Annotated in this window: 19 protein-coding genes and 1 pseudogene; 17 read left to right on the forward strand and 3 right to left on the reverse strand. The window is 70.4% G+C overall.

The genetic code is table 11. The features are described from left to right. Positions 1-132: 132 nt before the first annotated feature. From paaA to ACIBO2_RS55190, 8 genes and pseudogenes are all read left to right on the forward strand, one after another. The gene (gene paaA / locus ACIBO2_RS55155; protein WP_397305054.1) at positions 133-1131 is read left to right on the forward strand and encodes a 1,2-phenylacetyl-CoA epoxidase subunit PaaA; all 999 of its coding nucleotides are present in this window, start codon (positions 133-135) and stop codon (positions 1129-1131) included. Next, positions 1128-1421, forward strand: coding sequence for a 1,2-phenylacetyl-CoA epoxidase subunit PaaB (gene paaB / locus ACIBO2_RS55160; RefSeq protein WP_397305056.1), 294 nt, complete (start codon positions 1128-1130; stop codon positions 1419-1421). Before paaA ends, paaB begins: the two co-directional genes overlap by 4 nt. Positions 1422-1532: 111 nt before the next feature. Then, positions 1533-2441, forward strand: a complete 909-nt coding sequence (paaC, locus tag ACIBO2_RS55165) for a 1,2-phenylacetyl-CoA epoxidase subunit PaaC (RefSeq protein WP_397305057.1) — start codon at positions 1533-1535, stop codon at positions 2439-2441. 83 nt (positions 2442-2524) lie between these two features. Further along, positions 2525-3043, forward strand: coding sequence for a 1,2-phenylacetyl-CoA epoxidase subunit PaaD (paaD, locus tag ACIBO2_RS55170; protein ID WP_358541425.1), 519 nt, complete (start codon positions 2525-2527; stop codon positions 3041-3043). Between the two features lies 1 nt (position 3044). Next, a complete protein-coding gene (gene paaE, locus ACIBO2_RS55175; protein ID WP_358541231.1) occupies positions 3045-4136 on the forward strand; it encodes a 1,2-phenylacetyl-CoA epoxidase subunit PaaE in 1092 nt (363 codons plus the stop codon). Positions 4137-4677: 541 nt separating this feature from the next. Continuing rightward, positions 4678-4851, forward strand: a pseudogene (locus ACIBO2_RS55180) (3-oxoadipyl-CoA thiolase); the annotation flags it as partial. Then, positions 4848-5588, forward strand: coding sequence for an enoyl-CoA hydratase/isomerase family protein (locus ACIBO2_RS55185; protein WP_358541228.1), 741 nt, complete (start codon positions 4848-4850; stop codon positions 5586-5588). The pseudogene ACIBO2_RS55180 and the gene ACIBO2_RS55185, both read left to right, overlap by 4 nt. After that, positions 5585-6535, forward strand: coding sequence for a 3-hydroxyacyl-CoA dehydrogenase family protein (locus ACIBO2_RS55190; RefSeq protein WP_358541225.1), 951 nt, complete (start codon positions 5585-5587; stop codon positions 6533-6535). Before ACIBO2_RS55185 ends, ACIBO2_RS55190 begins: the two co-directional genes overlap by 4 nt. Before the next feature lie 69 nt (positions 6536-6604). Here the strand turns inward: ACIBO2_RS55190 and ACIBO2_RS55195 are convergent, their stop codons facing one another. Together ACIBO2_RS55195 and ACIBO2_RS55200 are read right to left on the reverse strand one after the other, a co-directional pair. Continuing rightward, a complete protein-coding gene (locus tag ACIBO2_RS55195) occupies positions 6605-7234 on the reverse strand; it encodes a TetR/AcrR family transcriptional regulator (protein ID WP_358541222.1) in 630 nt (209 codons plus the stop codon). A 69-nt stretch (positions 7235-7303) separates the two neighbouring features. Beyond that, entirely contained in the window at positions 7304-7846 is a 543-nt protein-coding gene (locus tag ACIBO2_RS55200; RefSeq protein ID WP_397305058.1) for a hypothetical protein, read from the reverse strand. A gap of 219 nt (positions 7847-8065) precedes the next feature. Between ACIBO2_RS55200 and ACIBO2_RS55205 the strand changes: the two genes are divergently transcribed. The 9 genes from ACIBO2_RS55205 to ACIBO2_RS55245 all read left to right on the forward strand — a co-directional run bounded on the left by ACIBO2_RS55205 (position 8066) and on the right by ACIBO2_RS55245 (position 17321). Beyond that, positions 8066-8428, forward strand: a complete 363-nt coding sequence (locus ACIBO2_RS55205) for a nuclear transport factor 2 family protein (protein ID WP_397305059.1) — start codon at positions 8066-8068, stop codon at positions 8426-8428. Positions 8429-8621: 193 nt separating this feature from the next. Continuing rightward, entirely contained in the window at positions 8622-9527 is a 906-nt protein-coding gene (locus tag ACIBO2_RS55210; protein WP_358541213.1) for a CHRD domain-containing protein, read from the forward strand. Positions 9528-9700: 173 nt separating this feature from the next. Beyond that, positions 9701-10513 (forward strand): SAM-dependent methyltransferase, encoded by an 813-nt coding sequence (locus ACIBO2_RS55215; protein WP_358541210.1) that lies wholly within the window; start codon positions 9701-9703, stop codon positions 10511-10513. A 127-nt stretch (positions 10514-10640) separates the two neighbouring features. Continuing rightward, positions 10641-11537, forward strand: coding sequence for an AEC family transporter (locus ACIBO2_RS55220; protein ID WP_358541207.1), 897 nt, complete (start codon positions 10641-10643; stop codon positions 11535-11537). A 65-nt stretch (positions 11538-11602) separates the two neighbouring features. Continuing rightward, the gene (locus tag ACIBO2_RS55225; RefSeq protein ID WP_358541203.1) at positions 11603-12238 is read left to right on the forward strand and encodes an SRPBCC family protein; all 636 of its coding nucleotides are present in this window, start codon (positions 11603-11605) and stop codon (positions 12236-12238) included. Between the two features lie 224 nt (positions 12239-12462). Then, the gene (locus tag ACIBO2_RS55230; RefSeq protein WP_358541201.1) at positions 12463-12636 is read left to right on the forward strand and encodes a winged helix-turn-helix transcriptional regulator; all 174 of its coding nucleotides are present in this window, start codon (positions 12463-12465) and stop codon (positions 12634-12636) included. A 129-nt stretch (positions 12637-12765) separates the two neighbouring features. After that, on the forward strand, positions 12766-13242 hold the full coding sequence (locus ACIBO2_RS55235) for a hypothetical protein (protein ID WP_358541198.1): 477 nt from the start codon (positions 12766-12768) through the stop codon (positions 13240-13242). A gap of 81 nt (positions 13243-13323) precedes the next feature. Further along, a complete protein-coding gene (locus ACIBO2_RS55240; protein WP_397305060.1) occupies positions 13324-16263 on the forward strand; it encodes an AAA family ATPase in 2940 nt (979 codons plus the stop codon). 116 nt (positions 16264-16379) lie between these two features. Beyond that, positions 16380-17321, forward strand: a complete 942-nt coding sequence (locus ACIBO2_RS55245) for a hypothetical protein (protein ID WP_358541192.1) — start codon at positions 16380-16382, stop codon at positions 17319-17321. A gap of 52 nt (positions 17322-17373) precedes the next feature. Here ACIBO2_RS55245 and ACIBO2_RS55250 read toward each other — a convergent pair whose 3' ends face one another. Next, the gene (locus ACIBO2_RS55250; RefSeq protein WP_397305061.1) at positions 17374-21342 is read right to left on the reverse strand and encodes a S8 family peptidase; all 3969 of its coding nucleotides are present in this window, start codon (positions 21340-21342) and stop codon (positions 17374-17376) included. Between the last annotated feature and the right edge of the window lie 99 nt (positions 21343-21441).

The raw sequence follows: 21441 nt of genomic DNA on the forward strand, positions 1-21441 counted from the left end.
CGGGGGGCATCGGTCCTCTAGAACATTCCCCGTCACCGCGACCTGTTGCGCGGGACCCCCGACCCATGCGATGGTATTACTGACCGAGCGATAAGTAAATACGATCGATGTCACCGATGTCTCGGAGGAAAGATGACCACGACTCCGGCGGAGCCGGAACTGGAGGAGCGGCTGCAGGCCGGGTTCGACGCGACCATCGCGCGCAACGACCGGATCGAGCCCCGCGACTGGATGCCGGACGACTACCGCAGGACGCTCGTACGCCAGATCGCCCAGCACGCGCACTCCGAGATCATCGGCATGCAGCCCGAGGGCGCCTGGATCGGACGCGCCCCATCCCTGCGCCGCAAGGCGATCCTCCTGGCCAAGGTGCAGGACGAGGCCGGGCACGGCCTCTACCTGTACTCGGCGTGCGAGACCCTCGGCGTCTCCCGCATCCAGCTGACCGAGCTGCTGCTGGCCGGCCGGCAGAAGTACTCCTCGATCTTCAACTACCCGACGCTGTCCTACGCCGACGTCGGCACGATCGGCTGGCTGGTCGACGGAGCCGCGATCTGCAACCAGGTGCCGCTCTGCCGCACCTCTTATGGACCGTACGGGCGCGCCATGATCCGCATCTGCAAGGAGGAGTCCTTCCATCAGCGGCAGGGCTACGAGCTGCTCATGACGATGATGCGCGGCACCGACGCCCAGCGCGCCATGGTCCAGGAGTCGGTCGATCGGTTCTGGTGGCCGTCGCTGATGATGTTCGGCCCGCCGGATGGCGAGTCCCCCAACAGCGCGCGCTCGATGGCGTGGGGCGTCAAGCGCAACTCCAACGACGAGCTGCGCCAGCGCTTCGTCGACATGACGGTCCCGCAGGCCGACGCCCTCGGGGTGACGCTGCCCGACCCCGACCTGCGCTGGAACGAGGAGCGCGGGCACCACGACTTCGGCGACCCGGACTGGGCGGAGCTCGCCGCGGTCATCCGCGGCGACGGGCCGTGCAACGCCGAACGTCTGCGCCACCGCCGCACGGCCCACGAGGACGGCGCCTGGGTACGCGAGGCGGCGTCGGCATTCGCGAGCCGCTCCGCCGAAGCGAACGGCTCGACGTCGGTGGACCCCTCCGACGAGGGCGGTGCGCGATGAGCGGCGACCGGCGGGAATGGCCGCTTTACGAGGTGTTCGTCCGTAGCAAGCGCGGGCTCAACCACGTCCACGTCGGGTCGCTGCACGCCCCGGACGACGCGATGGCCCTGCGGCACGCGCGCGACGTCTACACGCGGCGCAACGAGGGCGTGAGCATCTGGGTCGTACGGGCCGACGTCATCACGGCCTCCAGCCCGGACGAGAAGGATCCCTTGTTCGCGCCGAACGGCGACAAGGTCTACCGGCACCCGACGTTCTACGAGATCCCCGAGAACGTGCCGCACATGTGACCCGGCCGACCACTCCCCCGCCCATCCGGCCCGCTCCGCTTTATCCAGGCCATCCGGCCCGATCCATCCAGTCCACTTCAATCCACCGACACGTCCGGAAGGCGGACCACCATGAGCGACGACCACGGCAGCGTCTTCGACGGCCTGATCGGCGGGGATTCCGCGCAGTGGGCGTTCGGCACCGATTTCGAGGACCCGCTGGCCGGCGTCGACACGACCGTGCCTGACGGCGTCGACCACGCCGAACTCGCCGCGTACTGCCTCATGCTCGGCGACGACGCGCTGATCATGTCGCAGCGCCTGTCCGAGTGGTGCAGCCGGGCGCCGGACCTCGAAGAGGACATCGCGCTGGCGAACATCGCCCTCGACCTCCTCGGGCAGGCACGCCTGCTCCTGGCGCGGGCGGCCGCCGCCGACCCCGGCGTCGTGCCCGCCCTCCCGGAGGGCTCGCCGGTGCCCGCGGAGGACGCGCTGGCGTTCTTCCGTGACGCCGGGCAGTTCGGCAACGTACGCCTGGCCGAGGTGGCGAACGGCGATTTCGCGCACGTCGTCGTACGTCTGCTGCTGTTCTCGGTGGCCCGGCTCGCGCTGCTGGAACGGCTGCGCGCGAGCACCGACACGGTGCTGGCCCATGTGGCGGCCAAGGGCGTCAAGGAGCTCACCTACCACCGGGACTGGGCGGCCCGCTGGTTCCTCACGCTGGCGCAGGGCACCGAGGAGTCGCGCCGCAGACTCGTCACCGCCTTCGGCGACCTGTGGCCGTACCAGCCGGAACTTGTCGCCACGCATCCTGTCGAGCGCTCGCTCGCGCGGGCCCGGGTCGGTGTCGACCCCGCGACCGTCCGCGCCGAGGTGGACGACATCCTCGACCAGGTGCTCGCCATGAGCGGCGTCGCCCGCCCGGACCGTCCGCCCCTGGCGGGCGACGGCGGGCGGCACGGCGCGCACACCGAGGCCCTCAGCGACTTGATCGCCGAGATGCAGGTGGTCGCACGCGCACACCCGAGCGGGCGCTGGTGACCGCCCAAGACCGCGCCGTCGAGATCACCGGGGCTGAGCGGGTAGCGGCGAGCGCCCAAGAGCGATCCGCCGATGTCGAGGGGGTGCCGGTGAGTGGACGGGAGCGGGCCGCCGAGGTCGCCGGGCAGGTGCGTGATCCCGAGATGCCGATGCTGACTCTCGCCGATCTCGGTGTGCTGCGCGGTGTCGACGTCGAGCGGACGACGGACGGCGACGAGGTCGTGGTCGCCTCGATCACCCCTACCTACACCGGCTGCCCGGCCATGGGCACCATGCGCGACGATCTGGTCCATCGGTTGAACGACGCGGGATTCCCCCGTGTCGAGGTCCGCGTCGTGCTCGACCCGGCCTGGTCGAGCGACTGGATCTCCGAGCGGGGACGGGCCGCCCTGCGGGAGGCCGGGCTGTCGGCCCCCGGCCCCGCCCGTCGGCAGAGGGGGCCGGTGGCGCTCACGCTCGGGCCCCGGCGGCTCGCCCCGGCCTGTCCGCGCTGCGGTTCGACGGCCACCCGCCTGGTCTCCGAATTCGGCGCCACCGCCTGCAAGGCCCTCTACAGCTGCACCGACTGCCTTGAGCCGTTCGAGCATGTCAAGGAGATATGAGATGAGCACGCTCGCGCCCGGCCGCGCGACGACCCGGGCGTCCGCCGCTTTCCACCAGCTGACCGTGGCGGCGGTCGACCACCTGTGCGAGGACGCCGTGGCGATCACGTTCGCGGTGCCCGAGGAGTTGCGCGAGGTGTACGACTTCCGGGCCGGGCAGTCGCTCACCCTCCGCCGGTTCGTGGACGGCCAGGAGCACCGGCGGTCCTACTCGATCTGCGCACCGGCCGGCGCCCCGCCGCGTATCGGGGTCCGCGAGATACCGGACGGGCTCTTCTCCTCCTGGCTCGTCCACGAGGTGGTGCCGGGAACGCGGATCGAGGTGCAGGCTCCGACCGGCTCGTGGCGGGCCGACCCGGCGCTGGGAGAGCGGCACCTGTGCATAGCCGCCGGGTCGGGCATCACCCCGATGCTGTCGGTCGCCTCCACGGTGCTGGCCCATCCCGGCGCCCAGGTATCGCTTCTGTACGGCAACCGGACGAGCCGTACCGTGATGTTCGCGGAGGAACTCGGCGACCTGAAGAACCGGTACGGTCCCCGGCTCCAGGTCGTCCATGTGCTGTCGCGCGAGCCACGCGAGGTCGAGTTGTTCTCGGGGCGGCTCGACGGTGACCGGCTGCGTCGCCTGCTCACCCAGCTGGTTCCGGTTGAGACCTTCGATCACGTCTGGCTGTGCGGGCCGCTGCGCATGGTCGAGGACGCGCGGACCGTACTCACCGAACTCGCCGTCCCCGCGCGGAACGTCCACGTCGAACTCTTCTACGCCGACGCGCCACCGCCACCGCCGCGGCGGGAGGACAAGATGACGACCGGCGCGAGCAGCGTACTGACGACGGTGCTCGACGGACTGCGTACGACGTCTACCGTCTCCCGGGAGACGACGCTCCTCGACGGCGCCCAGGCGACGCGGGCCGACCTGCCGTTCGCCTGCAAGGGCGGGGTCTGCGGGACGTGCCGCGCGGTCGTCCGCGAGGGTGAGGTGGACATGCGCCGTAACTACGCCCTCGAAGAGTCCGAGGTGGCGGCCGGGTTCGTCCTCACCTGCCAGACGTTTCCCGTGAGCGAGAACGTCACGGTCGACTTCGACGCCTGACCATCGCTTTCACTGCCTGACATTCCTTTCGCCAGTCGATGTTCTCTTCGTTTCCCGACCACAGGAGCTCTTCGTGACCGAAGCGTCTTCAACTCTCTGTGTTTACCTGAGTAAAACGGACATCAGCGTAGCCTCGTCGCTTTCCGGCCGAGGTCGGGAGGCGATCCGGTGGAAGCCGATGCCGCGTCCGTCCGGCGAGCCGGGCGGACCGTGGTTGAGAGCCGCGTTGTCGGGGCCTGATTCCGCATTCCCAGATGGGGTGCGGCTCTTGGGCCACCGCCCCGCCGGACGCTGTCCGGTTGGTGCGAACACCAATCGGGGCGGGGACCGAGCGCCAGTCAGGCACCCGTCTGTGACTGAACATTACCATCTGATTACCTTCAGTAGCGATCGATCGGAAACTTCGATCACAGTTCTTCCGGCAACCACAGGTTGGCCTAGCGAGCGCTGGCAACGGTTCATACCCTTCGTCGTCTCCGGCGTACGGACGCCGATAGGCCGCTACGGCGGCGCGCTCGCCCACGTCCGCCCCGACGATCTCGCGGTCAACGCCGACGGCGGAGCCATCGCTCTCGGACACCCGCTGGGCGCGTCCGGGGCCCGGATCCTCGTCACCCTGCTCGGCCGGCTCGAACGCTCCGGCGGCCGGCGCGGGCTGGCGACCATGTGCGTCGGTGTCGGCCAGGGCAGCGCTCTCCTGGTGGAGCGGCCATGACGCTGATCGTCGAGGAAGGGGCCGACCGGGTCGTGTGGCGGCTCAACAGACCCGAGGTCCGCAACGCGATCGACCGCGAGCTGGTCGCCGCGCTCCACCAGGCGTGCGCCGCCGTCGAAGAGGAGCCGCGTGTCGTACTCCTGACCGGCGAGGGGCCGGCCTTCGCGGCCGGAGCGGACATCGCCCAGCTCCGCGAGCGGAACCGGGAGGACGCGCTGCGGGGCATCAACTCGAAGATCTTCGACCGGATCCACCGGCTGCCGATGCCGACCGTGGCCCTCATCGACGGGTACGCCCTGGGCGGCGGGGCCGAGCTCGCGTACGCCTGCGACTTCCGCATCGGCACGCCGCGCGCGCGGATCGGCAACCCGGAGACGGACCTCGGCATCGTCGCGGCGGCCGGCGCGGCCTGGCGCCTCGCCGAGCTCGTCGGGGAACCCCTGGCCAAGGAGATCCTCCTCGCGGGCCGTGTCCTCACGGCTGAGGAGGCGCGGGCCGTGTACCTGCTCAACGACGTCGTGGAGCCCGAAGACCTGCTGGCCGCGGGACATCGGCTCGCCGACCGCATCACCGCGCGGGCGCCGTTGGCGACGCGGCTGACCAAGGCCGTCTTCCACGCCCCGCGGGCCGCGCACCCGTTCGTCGACGACGTCGCGCAGGCGGTCCTGTTCGAGACGGAGGAGAAACACACCCGCATGACGGCATTCCTGAACCGGCGACAGGAGCGAAGCTCATGACCGGCGACGCCCAGGCGCAGACGCGGCACACGACTGGCGATCCCGTCGCCCAGACGCGGCACGCGACCGGTGATCCCCTCGCGCAGACGCGACTCACGACCGGCGGTGCCCTGCCACGGACGGTGGGTGTCTTCGGCGGCGGGCGGATGGGGTCCGGGATCGCGCACGCGTTCCTGGCCTCGGGCAGCCACGTGATCGTCGTGGAGGACGGCCCCGAAGCGGCCGGCCAGGCCAACGCCCGGGTGGGCGACAGCCTGGCCAAGGCCGGCGTGAAAGGCAAGCTCGAAGTCCCGCTCCCGGACGCCTTGGCCCGGCTGCGGACGACCACCGACCCGGGCGAGCTGGCCCCGTGCGAGCTCGTCATCGAGGCGGTTCCGGAGGACGCGGCGCTCAAGGCCGAGGTGCTCGCCCTGGTCGAGCGGCGGGCACCGGACGCGGTGCTCGCCTCGAACACCAGCAGCCTGTCGATCGGCGGGCTCGCCGCCGGTCTGGCCGCGCCGGGCCGCTTTCTCGGGCTGCATTTCTTCAACCCCGTCCCGGTGAGCGACCTCGTCGAGATCGTCACCGGGCCCCGCACCGAGCCGGCGCTCGTGACGCGGGCGCAGGAGTGGGTGACGGCCCTCGGCAAGACGCCGATCACCGTCGCGGACTCGCCGGGTTTCGCGAGCAGCCGCCTCGGCGTCTGCCTGGCGCTCGAGGCGATGCGGATGCTGGAGGAGGGGGTCGCGAGCGCGGCCGACATCGACACGGCGATGACCCTCGGCTACCGCCACCCGATGGGACCGCTGCGGACCACCGACGTGGTCGGGCTCGACGTGCGGCTCGCGATCGCCGAGCATCTGGCGCGCGAGCTGGGACCCCGTTTCGAGCCGCCGCGGATCCTGCGCGACCTCGTCGCCGCCGGGCACCTTGGCCGCAAGACGGGCCAGGGCTTTTACGTGTGGTGAGCGGGCGGCGCTGAGGTGGGCGCCGTCGCGCGGGCTGAGGCTTCAGGGTCGGCGGGTCGCTCGGGGAGTTCAGGCTTGGTGGCGGGCCAAGCCGTCGAAGGCGATGACCGTGATGGCGTCGGCGACCGTCGCCGCGTCGTACACACCGTCCGGGCGATACCACTCGACCAGCGAGTTCACCATGCCGAACAGCAGCCGGCTCACGAGCGTCGGCGGCACGTCGTCGCGCAGGGAGCCCTCCGCGACGGCGTCCGCGACGAGCGCGGCCAAGCGGTCGTCGAGCCAGCGGCGCCGCTCCAGGGCGGCCAGCTCGATCCCGCTGTTGCCGCGCACCCGGAGCAGAAGCGTGACGGAGGGCTGGTGCGCCACGAGGACCTCGACGCTGCGCCGCACCACCTCACGCAATCGTTCGTACGCCGTCGCCCCGGCCCGATCGCGAGCGGCCGCGGTCACGACGGCGGTGAGCTCGTCGAGAGCGTCGTCCAATGCCTGGCTGAGCAGTTGCTCCTTGCTCGTGACGTGGTGGTAGATGGCCGGCTTCGTCAGTCCGAGCTCCTTGGCCAGGTCTCCCATGCTCGTGGCGTCGTACCCCTTGCGGTTGAACAGCTCCACGGCGGTGCGCAGGATCGCGGCCTGGTCGTAGCCGGGACGGCCACGACCACGGCGCGGGGTCGGCTCGGCGGGCTCGGTCGTCGTCACGAAAGAAGGATCTCACGGCAGTTCAGGCGCCCCGGTGGCCGCCTTGCGCCTTGACGGCCGGCCGCGCGCTCACGCCGGGAAGTCCTTGGGGTTGATCGAGGTGGTCCGCGCGTTGCCGCCCCTGACCGGGTTGAGGGTCAGGGTCCAAACGCTCCTTGAGGTGGCGGTCGTGGTGAACCTCAGCCGATCGTTGAACCGCTGGTACACGGCGCTCTGGCTGAACCTGCCCTTCGACACCCTGAACCGGGAGCCGGTGGTGAAGTAGACCCGGTACGTCCCGTCCCTGACATCCCTGACGCTGGCGCTGGACCTGGCGCGAACGTAGATGCTGATCGCCTTGGTCCCGCCCTTGACCAATGTGACGACGCCGTCCCTGGAGGTGCCGTTCTTGATCTTGAGCGTGCCCTGGCCGCCGCTGACGCGGTCGTACAGGATCCTGCCATTGCGCGGCCGCGAAGCGGCGGCCGAGTCGGCCGCCTGCGAAACCGAAGCGACGGTACGCTCGCCGATCGCCGTGGCGGCGGCCGGGGAGACGGTCAGCAGGCCGCCGGCCAGCGCGACGGCCGCGACGACACCGGTACGTAATGGGGTTCCTTCGAGAAGTCTCTTCACCGTGTACATCTCCTTTCGCGAACATGCTCCTTGAGGGTCGCACGATCAGACCAAAGATAGATCGCCTATCCGTTATTCACCAGGAGGCAGGAATTCGCGGCGAGCGATCAGCCGATTCACCCGGCGACGAGACAACCACCTTCGTGATAGTTGCGCATGGCGCTTGATTCCGTATCGTCCTCACCAGCGGCCCCGACGACCACGTAAGGAATGATCGGTATGTCCGACGATGTGGCGCGACGCGTTTTCCAGGTGGTCGACACATTCGACCCCGACAAGTTCGTCCTGTTGCTGGCCGAGGACGCCACGTTGGTGTTCGGCAACGCCGAGCCGACAGTGGGACGCGCGGCCATCGCCGCCGGGCTGCGGACGTTCTTCTCCACCATCGGCGGCCTGCGGCACCGGATCGTCCGGAGTTGGCAGGTGGACGCCGACACCATCGCCGAGACCGAGGTCACCTACCGGCGGCTCGACGGCAAGGACGTCAGCGTCGCGGCCGTGTCCATCTGGCGCACCCGCGACGACGGACTGATCTCGGACTACCGCATCTTCATCGACCTCGCGCCCGTCTACGCGGCTTAGTCAGATCGGATCTCTGGCCTACAAGATCGCTATAAGCGGTATGCGCCTTTACAAGGTAAATCAATATCTCGGGCGCTTTTCCAATGCGTATTTCTACACGTTCCGTCGTTGAACCCGGCTGCCGCCGCACCCCGTACAACCGTGCGTCAACACAGCTACGAGCCTCACCCTCGAGGCGCTTGAAAGGGTCATCATGACGAAGCGCATCCTCACCGTCCCCGGCCTGGTTCTCGCTACCGCTCTGGTCGCAGGTGGCCTGGCGCCCGCCGCGGCGCAGGCGAGTACGAGCTCCGATGTCTACCTGGCCGCCTCGCTGCAGGGCAAGAACGAGGTGCCCGCGGCGGGCGCGAAGGTCGGCGACAAGAACGGCAGCGCCATCGCCGTGTTCCGCATCCATGGCGACCAGGTCGATTACGCCATCCGCTGGCAGAACATCGCCACCCCGACCGCGTTCCACATCCACCAGGGCAAGGCGGGCAAGAACGGCGACGTCAAGATCCCGTTCTTCGGCGAGGCGCTGCCCGGCAGCCTGAGCGCCGTGAAGGGGACCGTCAAGATCAGCGACTCCGGCCTGCTCAACCGGATCAAGAGCAACCCCAAGAAGTGGTACGCCAACCTGCACACCGGCGAGTTCCCCGGCGGCGCCGTCCGCGCCCAGCTGTACAAGATCCGCCCGGTGGCGCTCGAGTCGGTGCTGGCGAACGGCTCGCACTCCACTCTCACCGCCTCGGCCGACGGCCGCCAGGAGGTCCCGGCGCCCGGTACGAAAGTCGGCGACAAGGACGGGCGGGCCGCCTGGCTCGTCTGGGTCAAGGGCACCCAGGTGCACTTCGCCACCGCCTGGAAGAAGATCGCCGCGCCGACGAACGGGCACATCCACCGCGGCAAGAAGGGCAAGAACGGCCCCGTGGTCGTGAACTTCTTCAGCGCCGCCAACGGCCTGCCCGCCGGGATCAACGGCATCGCGGGTACGGCGAGCACCTCCGCCAAGGTGGCCGGCGGGATCAAGCACAACCCGAAGAACTGGTACGTCAACCTGCACACCGGTGAGTTCCCCGGCGGCGCGGTGCGCGGCCAGCTCCACGGCGGCGGTTGGTAAGACCTCCGATACCGCGCGGGCCGGCCGATCAGGGCCGGCCCCCTCACCTTCTGACGAAACCCGCGCCGCCTTCGCATCCGCCTCCGCCCAGCTGCCGGTCAGCCGCTCAGGAGCGCCTCGTGCGGCTACGTTAAGGGTTGACAACCAGGACAAAGCGGCGCAGGAGATCCCCCATGACCGACATCCCGGGCCAGGCATTCTTCGGCAAGATCGACACCACGAGGCCGCATTCAGCGCGGGTGTGGAACTACCTCCTCGGAGGCAAGGACTTCTACCCCGTCGACCGCGAAGCAGCTGAGCAGTACAAGGAGATGTTTCCCGGGATCGTCGACATCGCCCGGACCGACCGCGCCTTCCTTGGCCGGGCTGTGCGCTACCTGACCGGCGAGGGCGTCCGCCAGTTCCTGGACATCGGGACCGGCCTGCCGACGATGGACAACACCCACGAGGTCGCCCAGCGGGTCGCCCCGGAGTGCCGCATCGTCTACGTCGACAACGATCCCCTCGTGTTATTGCACGCCGCGGCGTTGCTGAGCAGCTCTGAGGAGGGGGTCTGCGACTACATCGACGCCGACCTGCGCGACCCGGACAAGATTGTGGAGCTGGCCGCGCGGACGCTGAACTTCGACGAGCCAGTCGCGATCATGCTGCTGGGGATTCTGCATCTCATCCCGGACTTCGACCAAGCGCACCAGATCGTGATGCGCCTGCTGGACGCCGTAGGCCCAGGCAGCTGCCTGGCGATCACCCATGCCACCCTCGATCTCGACGGTGAAGCGACTGAGCAGGCCGAGGCCCAGCAGGAATGGAACAAGAAGGCCGACCCGATCACCCCCCGCACCCACGCCGACATCAGCCGGTTCTTCGACGGCCTGCAGATGGTGGAACCCGGCCTGGTCTCGATGTCACGCTGGCGGGTCGAGGCCACTCCCTGGGGTGAGCCCGCCGAGGTGCCCGGCTTCTGCGGAATCGGCCGCAAACCCTGAGGCCCGTGACTGCGGCCGCCGCCGACGGATCGTCCGTGACCGGGCCGTCCACGCCGGTCCGCTGACCAGGACTCCGCGGGACGACCCGCCCTCGGCGCGCGTTTCGGCGATGAGTACGGTGTGTCCAATGCTTACGGTAGTGACGGCGTTCACCCCCATCTGGATCATCGGCGCCCTCGGGTGGCTGACCGGGCGTTTCCGGGTGGCGAGCGGGCAGTTCCAGCAGGCGCTCACGGGGTTCACCTTCACCATCGCCATGCCCGCCGTACTGTTCACCACGCTCAGCCGTACGCCGCTCAGCCAGATCCAGCCGCGGCCGCTGCTCGCCTTCGCGATCAGCACCGTCTTCGTCGGCGTGCTCGCGCTCGTGACGCTGCGCGGCAAGCTGCCCGACCGGGTGATCGGGGCGATGTCGTCGGCCTACGTCAACGCCGGCAACCTCGGCATCCCCATCGGCCTGTACGTCCTGCACGACGCGACCTTCGTGGTGTCGGTGCTGATCTTCCAGGTGCTGGTGATGTCTCCGCTGATCTTCCTGGGCCTGGGCGTCGAACGCTCCTCCCTGCTGGCCCCGCTGCGGATGCCGATCGTGGTGGCCTCGGTGCTCGGCCTGGGCATGTCCGCCCTCGGCTGGCAGCTGCCCGAACCCGTGATGCGGCCACTGAACCTGCTCGGCGGCGCGGCGGTGCCGCTGGCGCTGTTCGCGCTGGGCATGTCGCTGAACGGCTCGGCCGTCGCCTGGCGCCGGGTCGCTCCCGTGGTGACGCTCAAGCTGCTGATCCAGCCGCTGGTGGCGTTCCTGGTCGGGCGGTTCCTGCTTCATCTCGACGGCCACGCGCTGTTCGCGGCCGTCCTGTTCGCCGGGCTGCCCACCGCGCAGAACACCTACGTCTACGCCGCCGAGTACGGGCGGCCCACCGAGCTGCCCCGCGACACCATCCTGGTCTCGAGCGTCCTGTCGCTGGCCACCCTCTCGGTGATCGCCGTGCTGGCCGGGGGCGCGGGCGCGCTCACCCTCAAGTGATCGCCAACCAGCGATCTTTGGGTAGAAGGTACTCGTAACATCGAACTCAGCTCCATGAGGTACCCGTGTCGAGACTTCTGCGCCTGTTAACCGCCCCGCTGCTCATCGTGACCCTCGTCCTGACCGGCGCCCCCGCCCGCGCCGACAGCGACCCGCTGCTCGCCACCCAGTGGCAGCTCGCCTGGGACACCTACCGCTTCTACGAGCACCTGACCGGCCCCCTCCCCCTGGACGGCCGGACCGCGGTCACCCGTGACCTCCCGATCGACATCGACGCCCCCCTTGACCACGTCTTCGCGGCGTACTCCGACATCAACCACCACATCGGCCTGCACCCCTTCCTGAAGCGCGTCGCCACCCACGCCGACTACGTCCAGGACGGGCTGCGCTACGTCAACTTCACGGCCGTCGAGGACGTCCCGGTCACCGACGGGGTGCCCGTCACCGTCAACACGCACGCCCAGCAGCGCGTCCACGCGGCGGAGTACTTCTACGAGACAGACACCTGGACCATGCCCAACGTCGTCACCCATCAGCGGATCGACTTCACCGACCTGGGCGGCGGCCGGACCCGGGTGACCGAGCACCTCACGTTCGAGGCGAACGTCCTGCTCATCGACTTCACCGTGACCAACGGCGTCTCCTCCCACCAGCAGACCCAGGTGGCGCTGAAGGAGGCCATCGAGAGCGGCCGGCTGTGACGGGCCGGCCGGTCGCAAGGCCGACTGCGACGGGCCAGGTAGTCACAGGGCCGACTGCGACGGGCCGGTTGGTCGCGTTCGAGAGGTGACGCCCTTACCGCGTCCTGTCCTCGGCCGGGCAGGACGCGGTAGCCGGCGTCCACGGTGTTGACGACGATGCCCCACCCGCCGGCTTCGGCGGCGACGTGCCGCGCGAAGGTGTCGAGCGCGGCCTTGGCGGTCGCGTGCGGGTGCGGGTGCGCACCGTCACGCCCTCCACTCCGCCGCAGGTCAGCTACACGCTGACCGACCTCGGCCAGGGGATCACCGAGCCCCTTCAGGTGCTGTCCGACTGGATCCGGGATCACGCGAACGCCATCCTCGCCGCCCAGGCAGCCCACGAGGGGCAAGGCGGCTGAGCCGGCTCTGACATCACGCCCGTGCATGGCCCGATACCCACCGTTAATCCCTAGATCCTGGACCGATAACCAAGTTTCGGGCATGCTTGTCGAGATCATCAGTAAAGTGGTCTATGAAGGGACAATCAGGTGAGAATGCCGACAAAGGCGGCAATCTTTACGGCGGCACTCTGCCTCAGCGGTGTCATAGCGAGCCCGGCGAACGCCGCCGCGGCGGCGAGCCCGGAGAGCATCTGCGGCTCCGGCTACGCGCGCATCACCGGCGGTACGCAGCCGGTCAAGACCTCGAGCGGCCGCCGGTACGGCACGGTCTACCTGCTCTACAACCGCGGCAACGGCTACAACTGCGTGGTCACGATCAAGTCGAGCTTCGTCGGCACCAAGACCCCGGTCAGCGCCGAGCTCACGATCATGGCCAAGCCGATCAAGGACACGAAGCAGAGCCCGATCGTGCGCTCCGACCGCGGCAACTTCAAGTCCTACGCGGGTCCGGTGAAGTACTGGGCGCAGGGCAGGTGCGTGAAGTTCTGGGGCTCGATCAAGCCGCTCGGCCACGACCCGGCGGTCGCCAGTGGGGGCCGTGCGAAGTGGGGCAACTGCGGATAACGTCCGCGATGGCGCCTCCGTCTTACTCCTGGCTTGTCGAGGTTCCATACTGACTCCCTGACTTGATCGTCGGGAGGCCAGATGTTGTACGGACGTGGGGCCGAGCAGGGTGAGATCGACGCGCTGCTCGAAGCCGCAAGGGCCGGACGCAGCGGCGCGGTCGTCGTCAAGGGCGAGACCGGCATCGGCAAGTCGGCGCTCCTCGGCTACGCCGCCGGGCGGGCCGCCGGCTGGCCGGTGCTGCGCACGCTGGGGGTGGAGTCGGAGACCGAGCTGCCGTTCGCCGCTCTCCATCTGCTTCTGCGGCCGGTGCTCGGGCATGCCGAACGGCTGCCGCCCGGCCAGGCGGCGGCGTTGCGCGGTGCGATCGGGGCGGCACCCGCCGAGGTGGCCGACCGGTTTCTCGTCGGACTGGCCGCGCTCACGCTGCTGTCCGACCTCGCGGGCGACGGGCCGATCCTGTGCCTGGTCGACGACGCGCAGTGGCTCGACGACGCCTCCGCCGACGCGCTGCTGTTCGCGGCCAGGCGGCTCGACGCTGAAGGCGTGGTCATGCTGTTCGCCCTCCGGGACGGCGCGGCCACCCCGCGCCCTGGGGCGATGGCCACTCCCGGGGTGGCCGAGCTGCGGCTGGGCAGGCTGGAGGCGGCGGTGGCCGAGGAGTTCCTGGCCGATCGGGCTCGCGATCTGGCGCCGCAGGTGCGGCGCCGGGTCCTCGACGAGGCGGCGGGCAACCCGCTGGCGCTGATCGAGTTCGCCGCCGTACTGACCCCTGAGCAGCAGGCGGGGCGGTTGAGCCCACTTCCGTTCGCGGGCGAGTCGGGGCCGCTGTCGCACCGGGTGCGGACCACGTTCGAGGCTTACATCGATCGTTTCCCCGAGCCGGCCAGGGCGGCGCTGCTCGTCGCGGCGGCCGACGACACCGGGGATCTGGACCTGATCCTGCGGGCCGCCGCCCGTCTCGGCGCGACGGTCGCGGACTTGGCGGTGGCCGAACGCGAGGAACTGATCGAGCTCTCGGCGGCCGGGCTGTCGTTCCGGCACCCGCTGATCAGGAGCGCGGCCTACCGTGGCGCGCCGTACTTCCGCCGGGTCGCGGCCCACCTGGCGCTGGCGGAGTCGCTGAGCGAGCAGACAGGCAGGTGTCTGGGCGACCCCATGGGCAGACCCCTGGCCGGCCGGACGACCGCGCCCCTGAACAACGGGACGGCCGTGCCCCTAGACGACCGAACAGCCGCGCCCCAGAGCAACTGGATGGCCGCGTCCCTGGGCGATCAGGCGGCCGAATCGCTCGATGGCCAGGCGCGGGCCGATCGGCGGGCCTGGCATCGGGCCGCCGCCGCGACCGGCCCGGACGAGAGGGTCGCCGGGGAACTGGAGCGCGCCGCCTTACGGGCGCGCGACCGGCAGGGCACGGCCGCCGCGTCCGTGGCGTTCGAGCGGGCCGCCGATCTCACCGCCGACACCGCCCGCACGGCGCGCAGGCTGATCGCGGCGGCGGAGCTGGCGGTCCAGGCGGGTCAGCTGAAGCGGGCCGCCGGGCTGGCCGACCGGGCGGCGCCGCTCGCCACGACACTCGCTACGACCCCGGCCGAGCTCGCCTGCCTCGCCCAGGTACGTGCCTGCGTGGAGGTGGAGCAGGGCTCGCCGAGCGCGGCGGGCCGGATCCTGGCCGAGGGCGCGGAGCACGTACGGACCGCCGACCCCGCGCTCGCGGCCCGCATGCTGGCCGAGGCCATCCATTACGCCTCCTTCGCCGCCGACCCCGAGCTCGCCCACGACGCCGACCACCGACTCAGCGCGCTCGCACTACCGCTCCCAAAAGGGCCGCAACCGCCACAGCCAGACGAACCGCGGCCGCTACCCCAAAGGCCCGGGGTGCTCGCCGCCGGAATGGCGGTCATGGCGCGGCTCGTGGAGGGCCAGGCCGTGATGGACCTCTCCCCCATCCGCGCGGCCGCCCGGCTGGCGCGCGACTCCGCCGACCTGCTGCCCCTCGCCGCCTCCCTGAGCATCGTCTCGGGTGACGAGGTCACGGCCCACGGGCTGGCCGAGTCGCTGGTCGCCCGCTGCCGCGAGCACGGGCTGATCGGCCTGCTCCCCCAGGCGCTGGCGCTGTTCGCGCAGGCCCAGATGCTGCGCGGCAGGCACCGCGAGGCGTCGGCCGCCGCGTCCGAGGCGCTGACCGTCGCCTCCGACATCCACCAGGCCCATCGGGCCGGCCACGTGTACGGGCTGCTGGCCTGGCTGGCCGCGGTCAGCGGTGCGGAGGAGCGCTGTCTGGAGCTGGCCGCGAAGGCGGACGGCGACGTCGAGGCCACCAGGGCGCTGGCCGCCTGGGCGCTCGGTCTGTCCCAGCTGGGCCAGGGCAGGGCCGGGGCCGCTCTCGACCACCTCCGGACGGCGGGCGACCGCCATCCCGTGGTCGCGCTCTGCGCGGCGCCCGATCTGGTCGAGGCGGCGGTCCGCGCCGGGCGGGCGGATCTGGCGGAGGGGGCGGCGGCCAGGTTCGCGGGCTGGGCGGCCGTCGTGGAGCGCCCCTGGGCGAACGCGGTCGCCGCCCGGCTCAGGGGGCTGCTGGCCGAGGGCGACGAGGCGGGCAGGCACTTCGCGCGGGCTGTGGCCGTACCCGCTGATCAGCCGTTCCAGCAGGCGCGCAACGAGTTGCTGTACGGCGAGTGGCTCAGGCGCGCGCATCGCCGTTCGGACGCGCGGCGGCGGCTGCGCGCCGCCTTCGAGGCGTTCGACGCGCTCGGCGCCGCGCCGTGGGCCCGCCGCGCCCACGGCGAGCTGGAGGCGGCCGGCGAGGCCGCCGTGTCCAGGAGCGGCGGCCTGCTCGACCGGCTGACGCCGCAAGAGCGTCAGGTGGTACGGCTGGCGGCGGCCGGGCTGTCCAATCGGCAGATCGGCGCGCGGCTGTTCCTCAGCCCGCGTACGGTGGGACATCATTTGTACAAAGCGTTTCCCAAGCTCGGTGTGGCTTCCCGAGCCCAGCTCGGCGACCTCGACCTAGGTGAGTGACCGCGGCTACTTAGTCGCGAGCCCGTATGACCGGTCAGGCGCCGCGCGCCGACCGATTCGCGGATGATCGCCCGCGCTTTACCGTGCTTCCGACCTCACGGAAACGGAGCGCGTGGATGCACAGATTAGTCAGATCCGGCTTATCCCTGCCCCTGGTCGGGGTCCTGGTCGCGGCCGCCCTCATGGCCACGGCACCGGCCGCCTCCGCCGCGCCCGCGCGCCAGGACGGGCAGCGGGTCACCCTCCTGGTCCACGGCTTCGACCGTGAGGCCGACACCAACTGCGCCAGCAGCTGGAAGGACGCCAAGAACCTGCTGAACGCCAATGGCTGGGGCGAGGTCCGTACGTTCGGCTACTACAACAAGGCCACCAACTGCGACATCAGATATCAGGGCACCACCGACTCCCGCATCCAGGAGATCGGCCGCCAGTTCGCGTGGACCGTCTACTACTTCTATTCCAGCCATGACACGGCGATCGACGTCGTGGCGCACTCCATGGGCGGTCTGGTCGCCAAGGCCGCGATCGAGGGCGTCAACAGGTACGGCGTGGGCAAGACGCCGCCCGATCTGAGCGGGCTGAATGTCGATCTGAACAACATCGGCGCGGCCGGGTGGCCCAGCGGCTGGCCTCCGTACCTGTACATCGAGGACATGGTCACGCTCTCCACGCCGCACCAGGGCATCGGCAGCGCGCTGGTGACCGCGTGCGCCATCACCCACGAGCAGTGCAGCGACATGCGTCCGGGCAGCGGCTTCCTGAGCTGGCTGTCGAAGCAGCCACTCTCCCAGATGGGCACGGACTACACCTTCCTCGCTTCGAGCCACGACGACACGGTCAGCGTCGATTCGGCGACCAACAAGCGCACTGCCCATCATTGGGCGGTCTATGACAAGAACGCGGACGGCGGGACGCTGAGCCACACCGCCATGCGGACGACCTCGACCGGCGCGTGGCAGGCGTCGTGGGGCGGGCAGCGGAGTGACGCGGGGTCGGGTTCGTACCCCGCGCCGCTCCTTCAGACCATGGACGGCCTGTACAACCAGCAAAGCGAGTAGCAAAACACGCGAAAACGGATCGGCACGCCCGGCGTGCCGATCCGTTTTCGCGTTACTTCAGGCCGTAGGCCCGGGTGATCGTCTGGTCGACGGTGTTGCCCTCGGCGTCCACGCCCTGGGCGCGGATGCCCACGGTGCCGTTGGTGGCCGACAGGGCGGGGTGGGCGATGATGGCGGTGTAGGAGGTGGCGTTCTTCTTGGCGGTGGTGACGGGCTTCCAGTGGGCACCGTCGTCGTAGGTGACCCAGAGCTTCAGGCTGCCGAGGCGTGCGTCGGGCACGTCGTAGGAGCCCTGGTAGCCGGTGACCGTGATCTTGTGCGGCCTGGCCGCCGCGGTCGTGTTGTCCAGGCCGAGGTCCAGGTCGTAGCGGAGGTTGAGCCGGCGGACCGGCTCGCACGGGGCGAGGGTGCTGGCGAAGAACCAGCCGACGCACAGGCCGTCGCTGGGCGTCCGCATCCCGTCGGTCGGGCGCTTGGACTTGAACGTCCACTCCGTCGCCACGTCGGTGGCGTACTTCTGCAGCGGCTGCGGGGTGTGGAACTTGTCGGTGAGGCGATAGCGGGCCTCGCCCTCCGGCAGCTCGAACCTCGGCATCTGGATCAGGACCGGGCCGCTGGTGCCCGATTCGACCATGGGGATCTCCTGGCCGTCACGGTAGAGATGCAGCTCGTCCTTGCCGCCGCGCTCCTCGTAGAAGCGCGCGTTCCAGGTGAACGCCTCCTGGTGGTTCGGCTCCGGGCCCAGGATCGGCAGGGCCGCCACGAAGGTGTCGCCGTTGCGGCAGGGAAAGCACGTGGTGTTCCCGGCGGAGCGGGTCAGGTCGGAGAACACCGGGTTGCCGGGCACGCGCGGCTGGGCGCCCCACTCCTCGGTCTTCCCACCGGCCGTCGGGTAGACGTCCACGGCGGTCGCCCACATTCCGGAGCTCTGGCCGGAGGCGTCGCCTTCGGGGTAGGTCAGCTGGGTCTCGCGGGTCCACGACACGTCCCGCGAGACCGGCCCGACATACTCGGTCACGGTGCTCTGCGCGGGCCAGGAGGAGCCGAACCGCGGACCGAGCAGCCAGCCGGGGTGGGTCACCACGGTCGCCGACCAGGAGATGGAGGCGAGGGCGGGCCGGTCGGCGTGCAGGCGGTTCTTGATCTCGTACAGGTTGCGCCTGCCGAGCTCGTAGTCGAGCTTGGCCGGGACGCGCAGGCGCTCGTGGAGGAGCAGCGAGTAGATGTACGGCGTGGCGGTGACGCCCTCGGCCTGGATGCTCACCGGCCGCCTGGCCAGCAGCGCGGCCAGCGCGCGGCCTTCGCCGGCGGGCAGGCTCATCGTCGGGATGGGGTAGATCGGCCAGTACTTCGCCAGATCGAGGAAGGGCCGGTTGACCGCCCCGTAGCCGAGCACCCCGGCGGCGCCGGCGTCGGCCGCGGCCTTGACCCGGTCGAGCGCGTCGCCCGTGCAGCCGGTGGCCGGGCACAGGTCGGACAGGTCGAGCAGGACGAGCTTGCCGCGTACACCGGCGCCGGCGAGGTCGGCCGCCTGGCCGCGGCCCCCGGACACCAGGGTGAGCGTGCTGCGGCCGTTCAGCTTGGGAACGTCCTCCGCCAGGCTCTGGTAGCGGGGACTCAGGGTGAGCTTGTCGGCCTTCATGCTGATCACGGGGGCGCCGCGCAGGATCTGTCCCGCTACGTCGAAGGTGCCCTGGGTGATCGAGCGGGTGGGCAGCAGCCAGTAGTTGTGCAGCCCGTAGGTGGGGTAGGCGGACTCGAAGCGGACGGACCCGACACCGTTGGCCGCCTCACGCTCGGAGGCGTACTGGGAGTTGTAGACCTCCGTGGGGTCCGGGGTCTTCTGGGTGACCTGGCGGGCCTTGCGCATGTCGAGGGTGATCGTGGTGTCCTTGGTGGCCTCGAACTCCGGCTGCGACGGCAGGCCGATGTTCCACTGCCCGTCGCTGCCACGCCAGCTGATGCCGGAGTTCGCGCTGTAGGTGCCCGCGTACACCTTCGTCTCGGTCTCGGTGCCGCTGCCGGGGTACCACTCGACGTCGAGGTCGTCGCGGTCGTCGGTACGCAGGATCGCCCAGGGGATGCCCTGCACGTCGGTCGCGCCGTCGGGCAGCACCATCCGGGTCTTGATGGTGACCTTCTTGGGCTCGACGAACGCGCCGACGGCCGTGTTGACGCTCACGCCGCTCGCGTCGGTGGCGTGCACGAAGCCCTCGTACCAGGTATCCGGTCCCGACGGGTCGAAGGTGACGGCGACGGGCGCGGTGCCGTGCGCGGGGACGGTGACCGTGTCGTGGTCCAGGGTGAGCGTACGCGCGGGCGCGGTGCCCTTGTGGGCCTTGAGCCCGGTCTTGAGCGTCAGCGTCACCGGCTGGTCGCCGTCGTTGGTGTAGGTGAGCGTCTTGGTGACGGGAGCGGTGTGGGGGTAGGCCATGAGGCCGAAGTCGATGCCGCCCGAGGCGGTGACCGCCTGCTTCACGGCGCGCGCCACGTCCACCCGGCCCGCGCCCTGCTCGTAGGAGCCGTAGCCGTCGTCGCGGGCGGTGCTGGTGAGCGCGTTCTTGAGCTGGGCGCCGGTCCAGTCGGGGTGCTTCTGGGCCAGGAGCGCGGCCGCGCCCGCGACGTGCGGGGTGGCCATCGAGGTGCCCGACGCGCCGGTGTAGCGGTCGTTCACGGGGGTGCCCATCGTGGTGCCCGCGGCCCGCGCGGCCACGATGCCGACGCCGGGGGCGGCGATGTCCGGCTTGAGGCTGTAGTCGGCCAGCACCGGGCCTCTGCTGGAGAACTCGGCGAGCTTCTCCGACCCGTCCACCGCGGCGACGGTCAGCGCCGACGGCGCCGAGCCCGGCGAGGCGATCTTCCGGTTGAGGTAGTCGTTGCCCGCCGCGATGACGAACAGCGACCTCGACTGGGCGCTGAGGTTCTCGACCGCCTGGCTCATCGGGTCGGGCCCGGTGTAGCAGCAGCCGCCGAGGCTCATGCTGATCACTCTGGCCTGCTGGCCGACCGCCCACTCCATGCCGGCGATGATGTCCGACTCGGCGCCGTTGCCGCTCTTGTCGATGACCTTGCCGATGAGCAGCGACGCCTTGGGTGCGACGCCGGTGTACTTGCCGTCGGAGGCGGCGCCGTCGCCCGCGATCGTGGAGGCGACGTGGGTGCCGTGCCCGTGGCCGTCCTGGACGTCCGCCTCGTCGGTGAAGTTCGCGCTGGCCGCGACGCGGCCGGCGAGGTCGGGGTGGCCGAGGTCGATGCCGGTGTCGAGGACCGCGACCTTGACGCCCTCGCCCTTCAGCCCGGCGGCCCACGCCTCCGGCGCGCCGATCTGCGGCACGCTCTTGTCGAGTACGGCCTGCACCTTGCGGTCGAGCCAGATGGCCGAGACGCCCTTGCCGAGCTTGGCCGTGGCGTTCTTGTCCGCCGCGGGGGGATCGAGCGCGGTCCAGAACTGCTGGACCGCCTGCTTGTCCACCCGGATCGCCGCGCCGCCCACGCTGGGCAGCCCGCGCGGCGCGGAGGTGGCGGGCAGGGCGTCGGCCTGCGCCGACAGGGTGTTGGCCGGCTGCTTGGCCGGACCGTACTGGACGATCAGCGGCAGGCCGGCGCTGTCCTTGTCGGTGTAGCCGTTCTTGGCCAGGTAGGCGACGTCGAACAGGCCCTTGTCCATGCGGCCCGACGACACCAGGTCCATCACGTCGGAGGGGAAGACGTAGTAGGAGTCCCGGTCGCGGACGGAGATGAAGTTCACCGGGGCGCCGTCGGGCCGCTTGGCGGGGGTGACCTGGTGGCGCGGGGTACCGCCGGGGCCGGTGTCGTAGGCGACCACGTCACCGGTGATCAGCGTGATCTTCGGCGCGTCCTTGGCCGGTGTTCCGGACGACTCGACGGCGGCGACGGTCTGGCCGGAAAGGGCGGGTGCGGGGGTGGCCGAAGCCGGCGGCTCTACGGCCATGCCGGTCGTCAGCACCAGCCCCAGCGCTAAAAGCCCGATGGACGGCTTGCGCCATCGTGGACGAGTCATGGTTCTCCTCGCGGGATAGCAGGCATGATCGACTCTCCCGAACCATGACATGTCAAGAAATATCCTGAAAAGGTGACTCGTCGTCCTTTTCCCGCCAAT

The sequence above is a fragment of the Nonomuraea sp. NPDC050022 genome, from assembly GCF_044460705.1.
Classification (GTDB): domain Bacteria; phylum Actinomycetota; class Actinomycetes; order Streptosporangiales; family Streptosporangiaceae; genus Nonomuraea.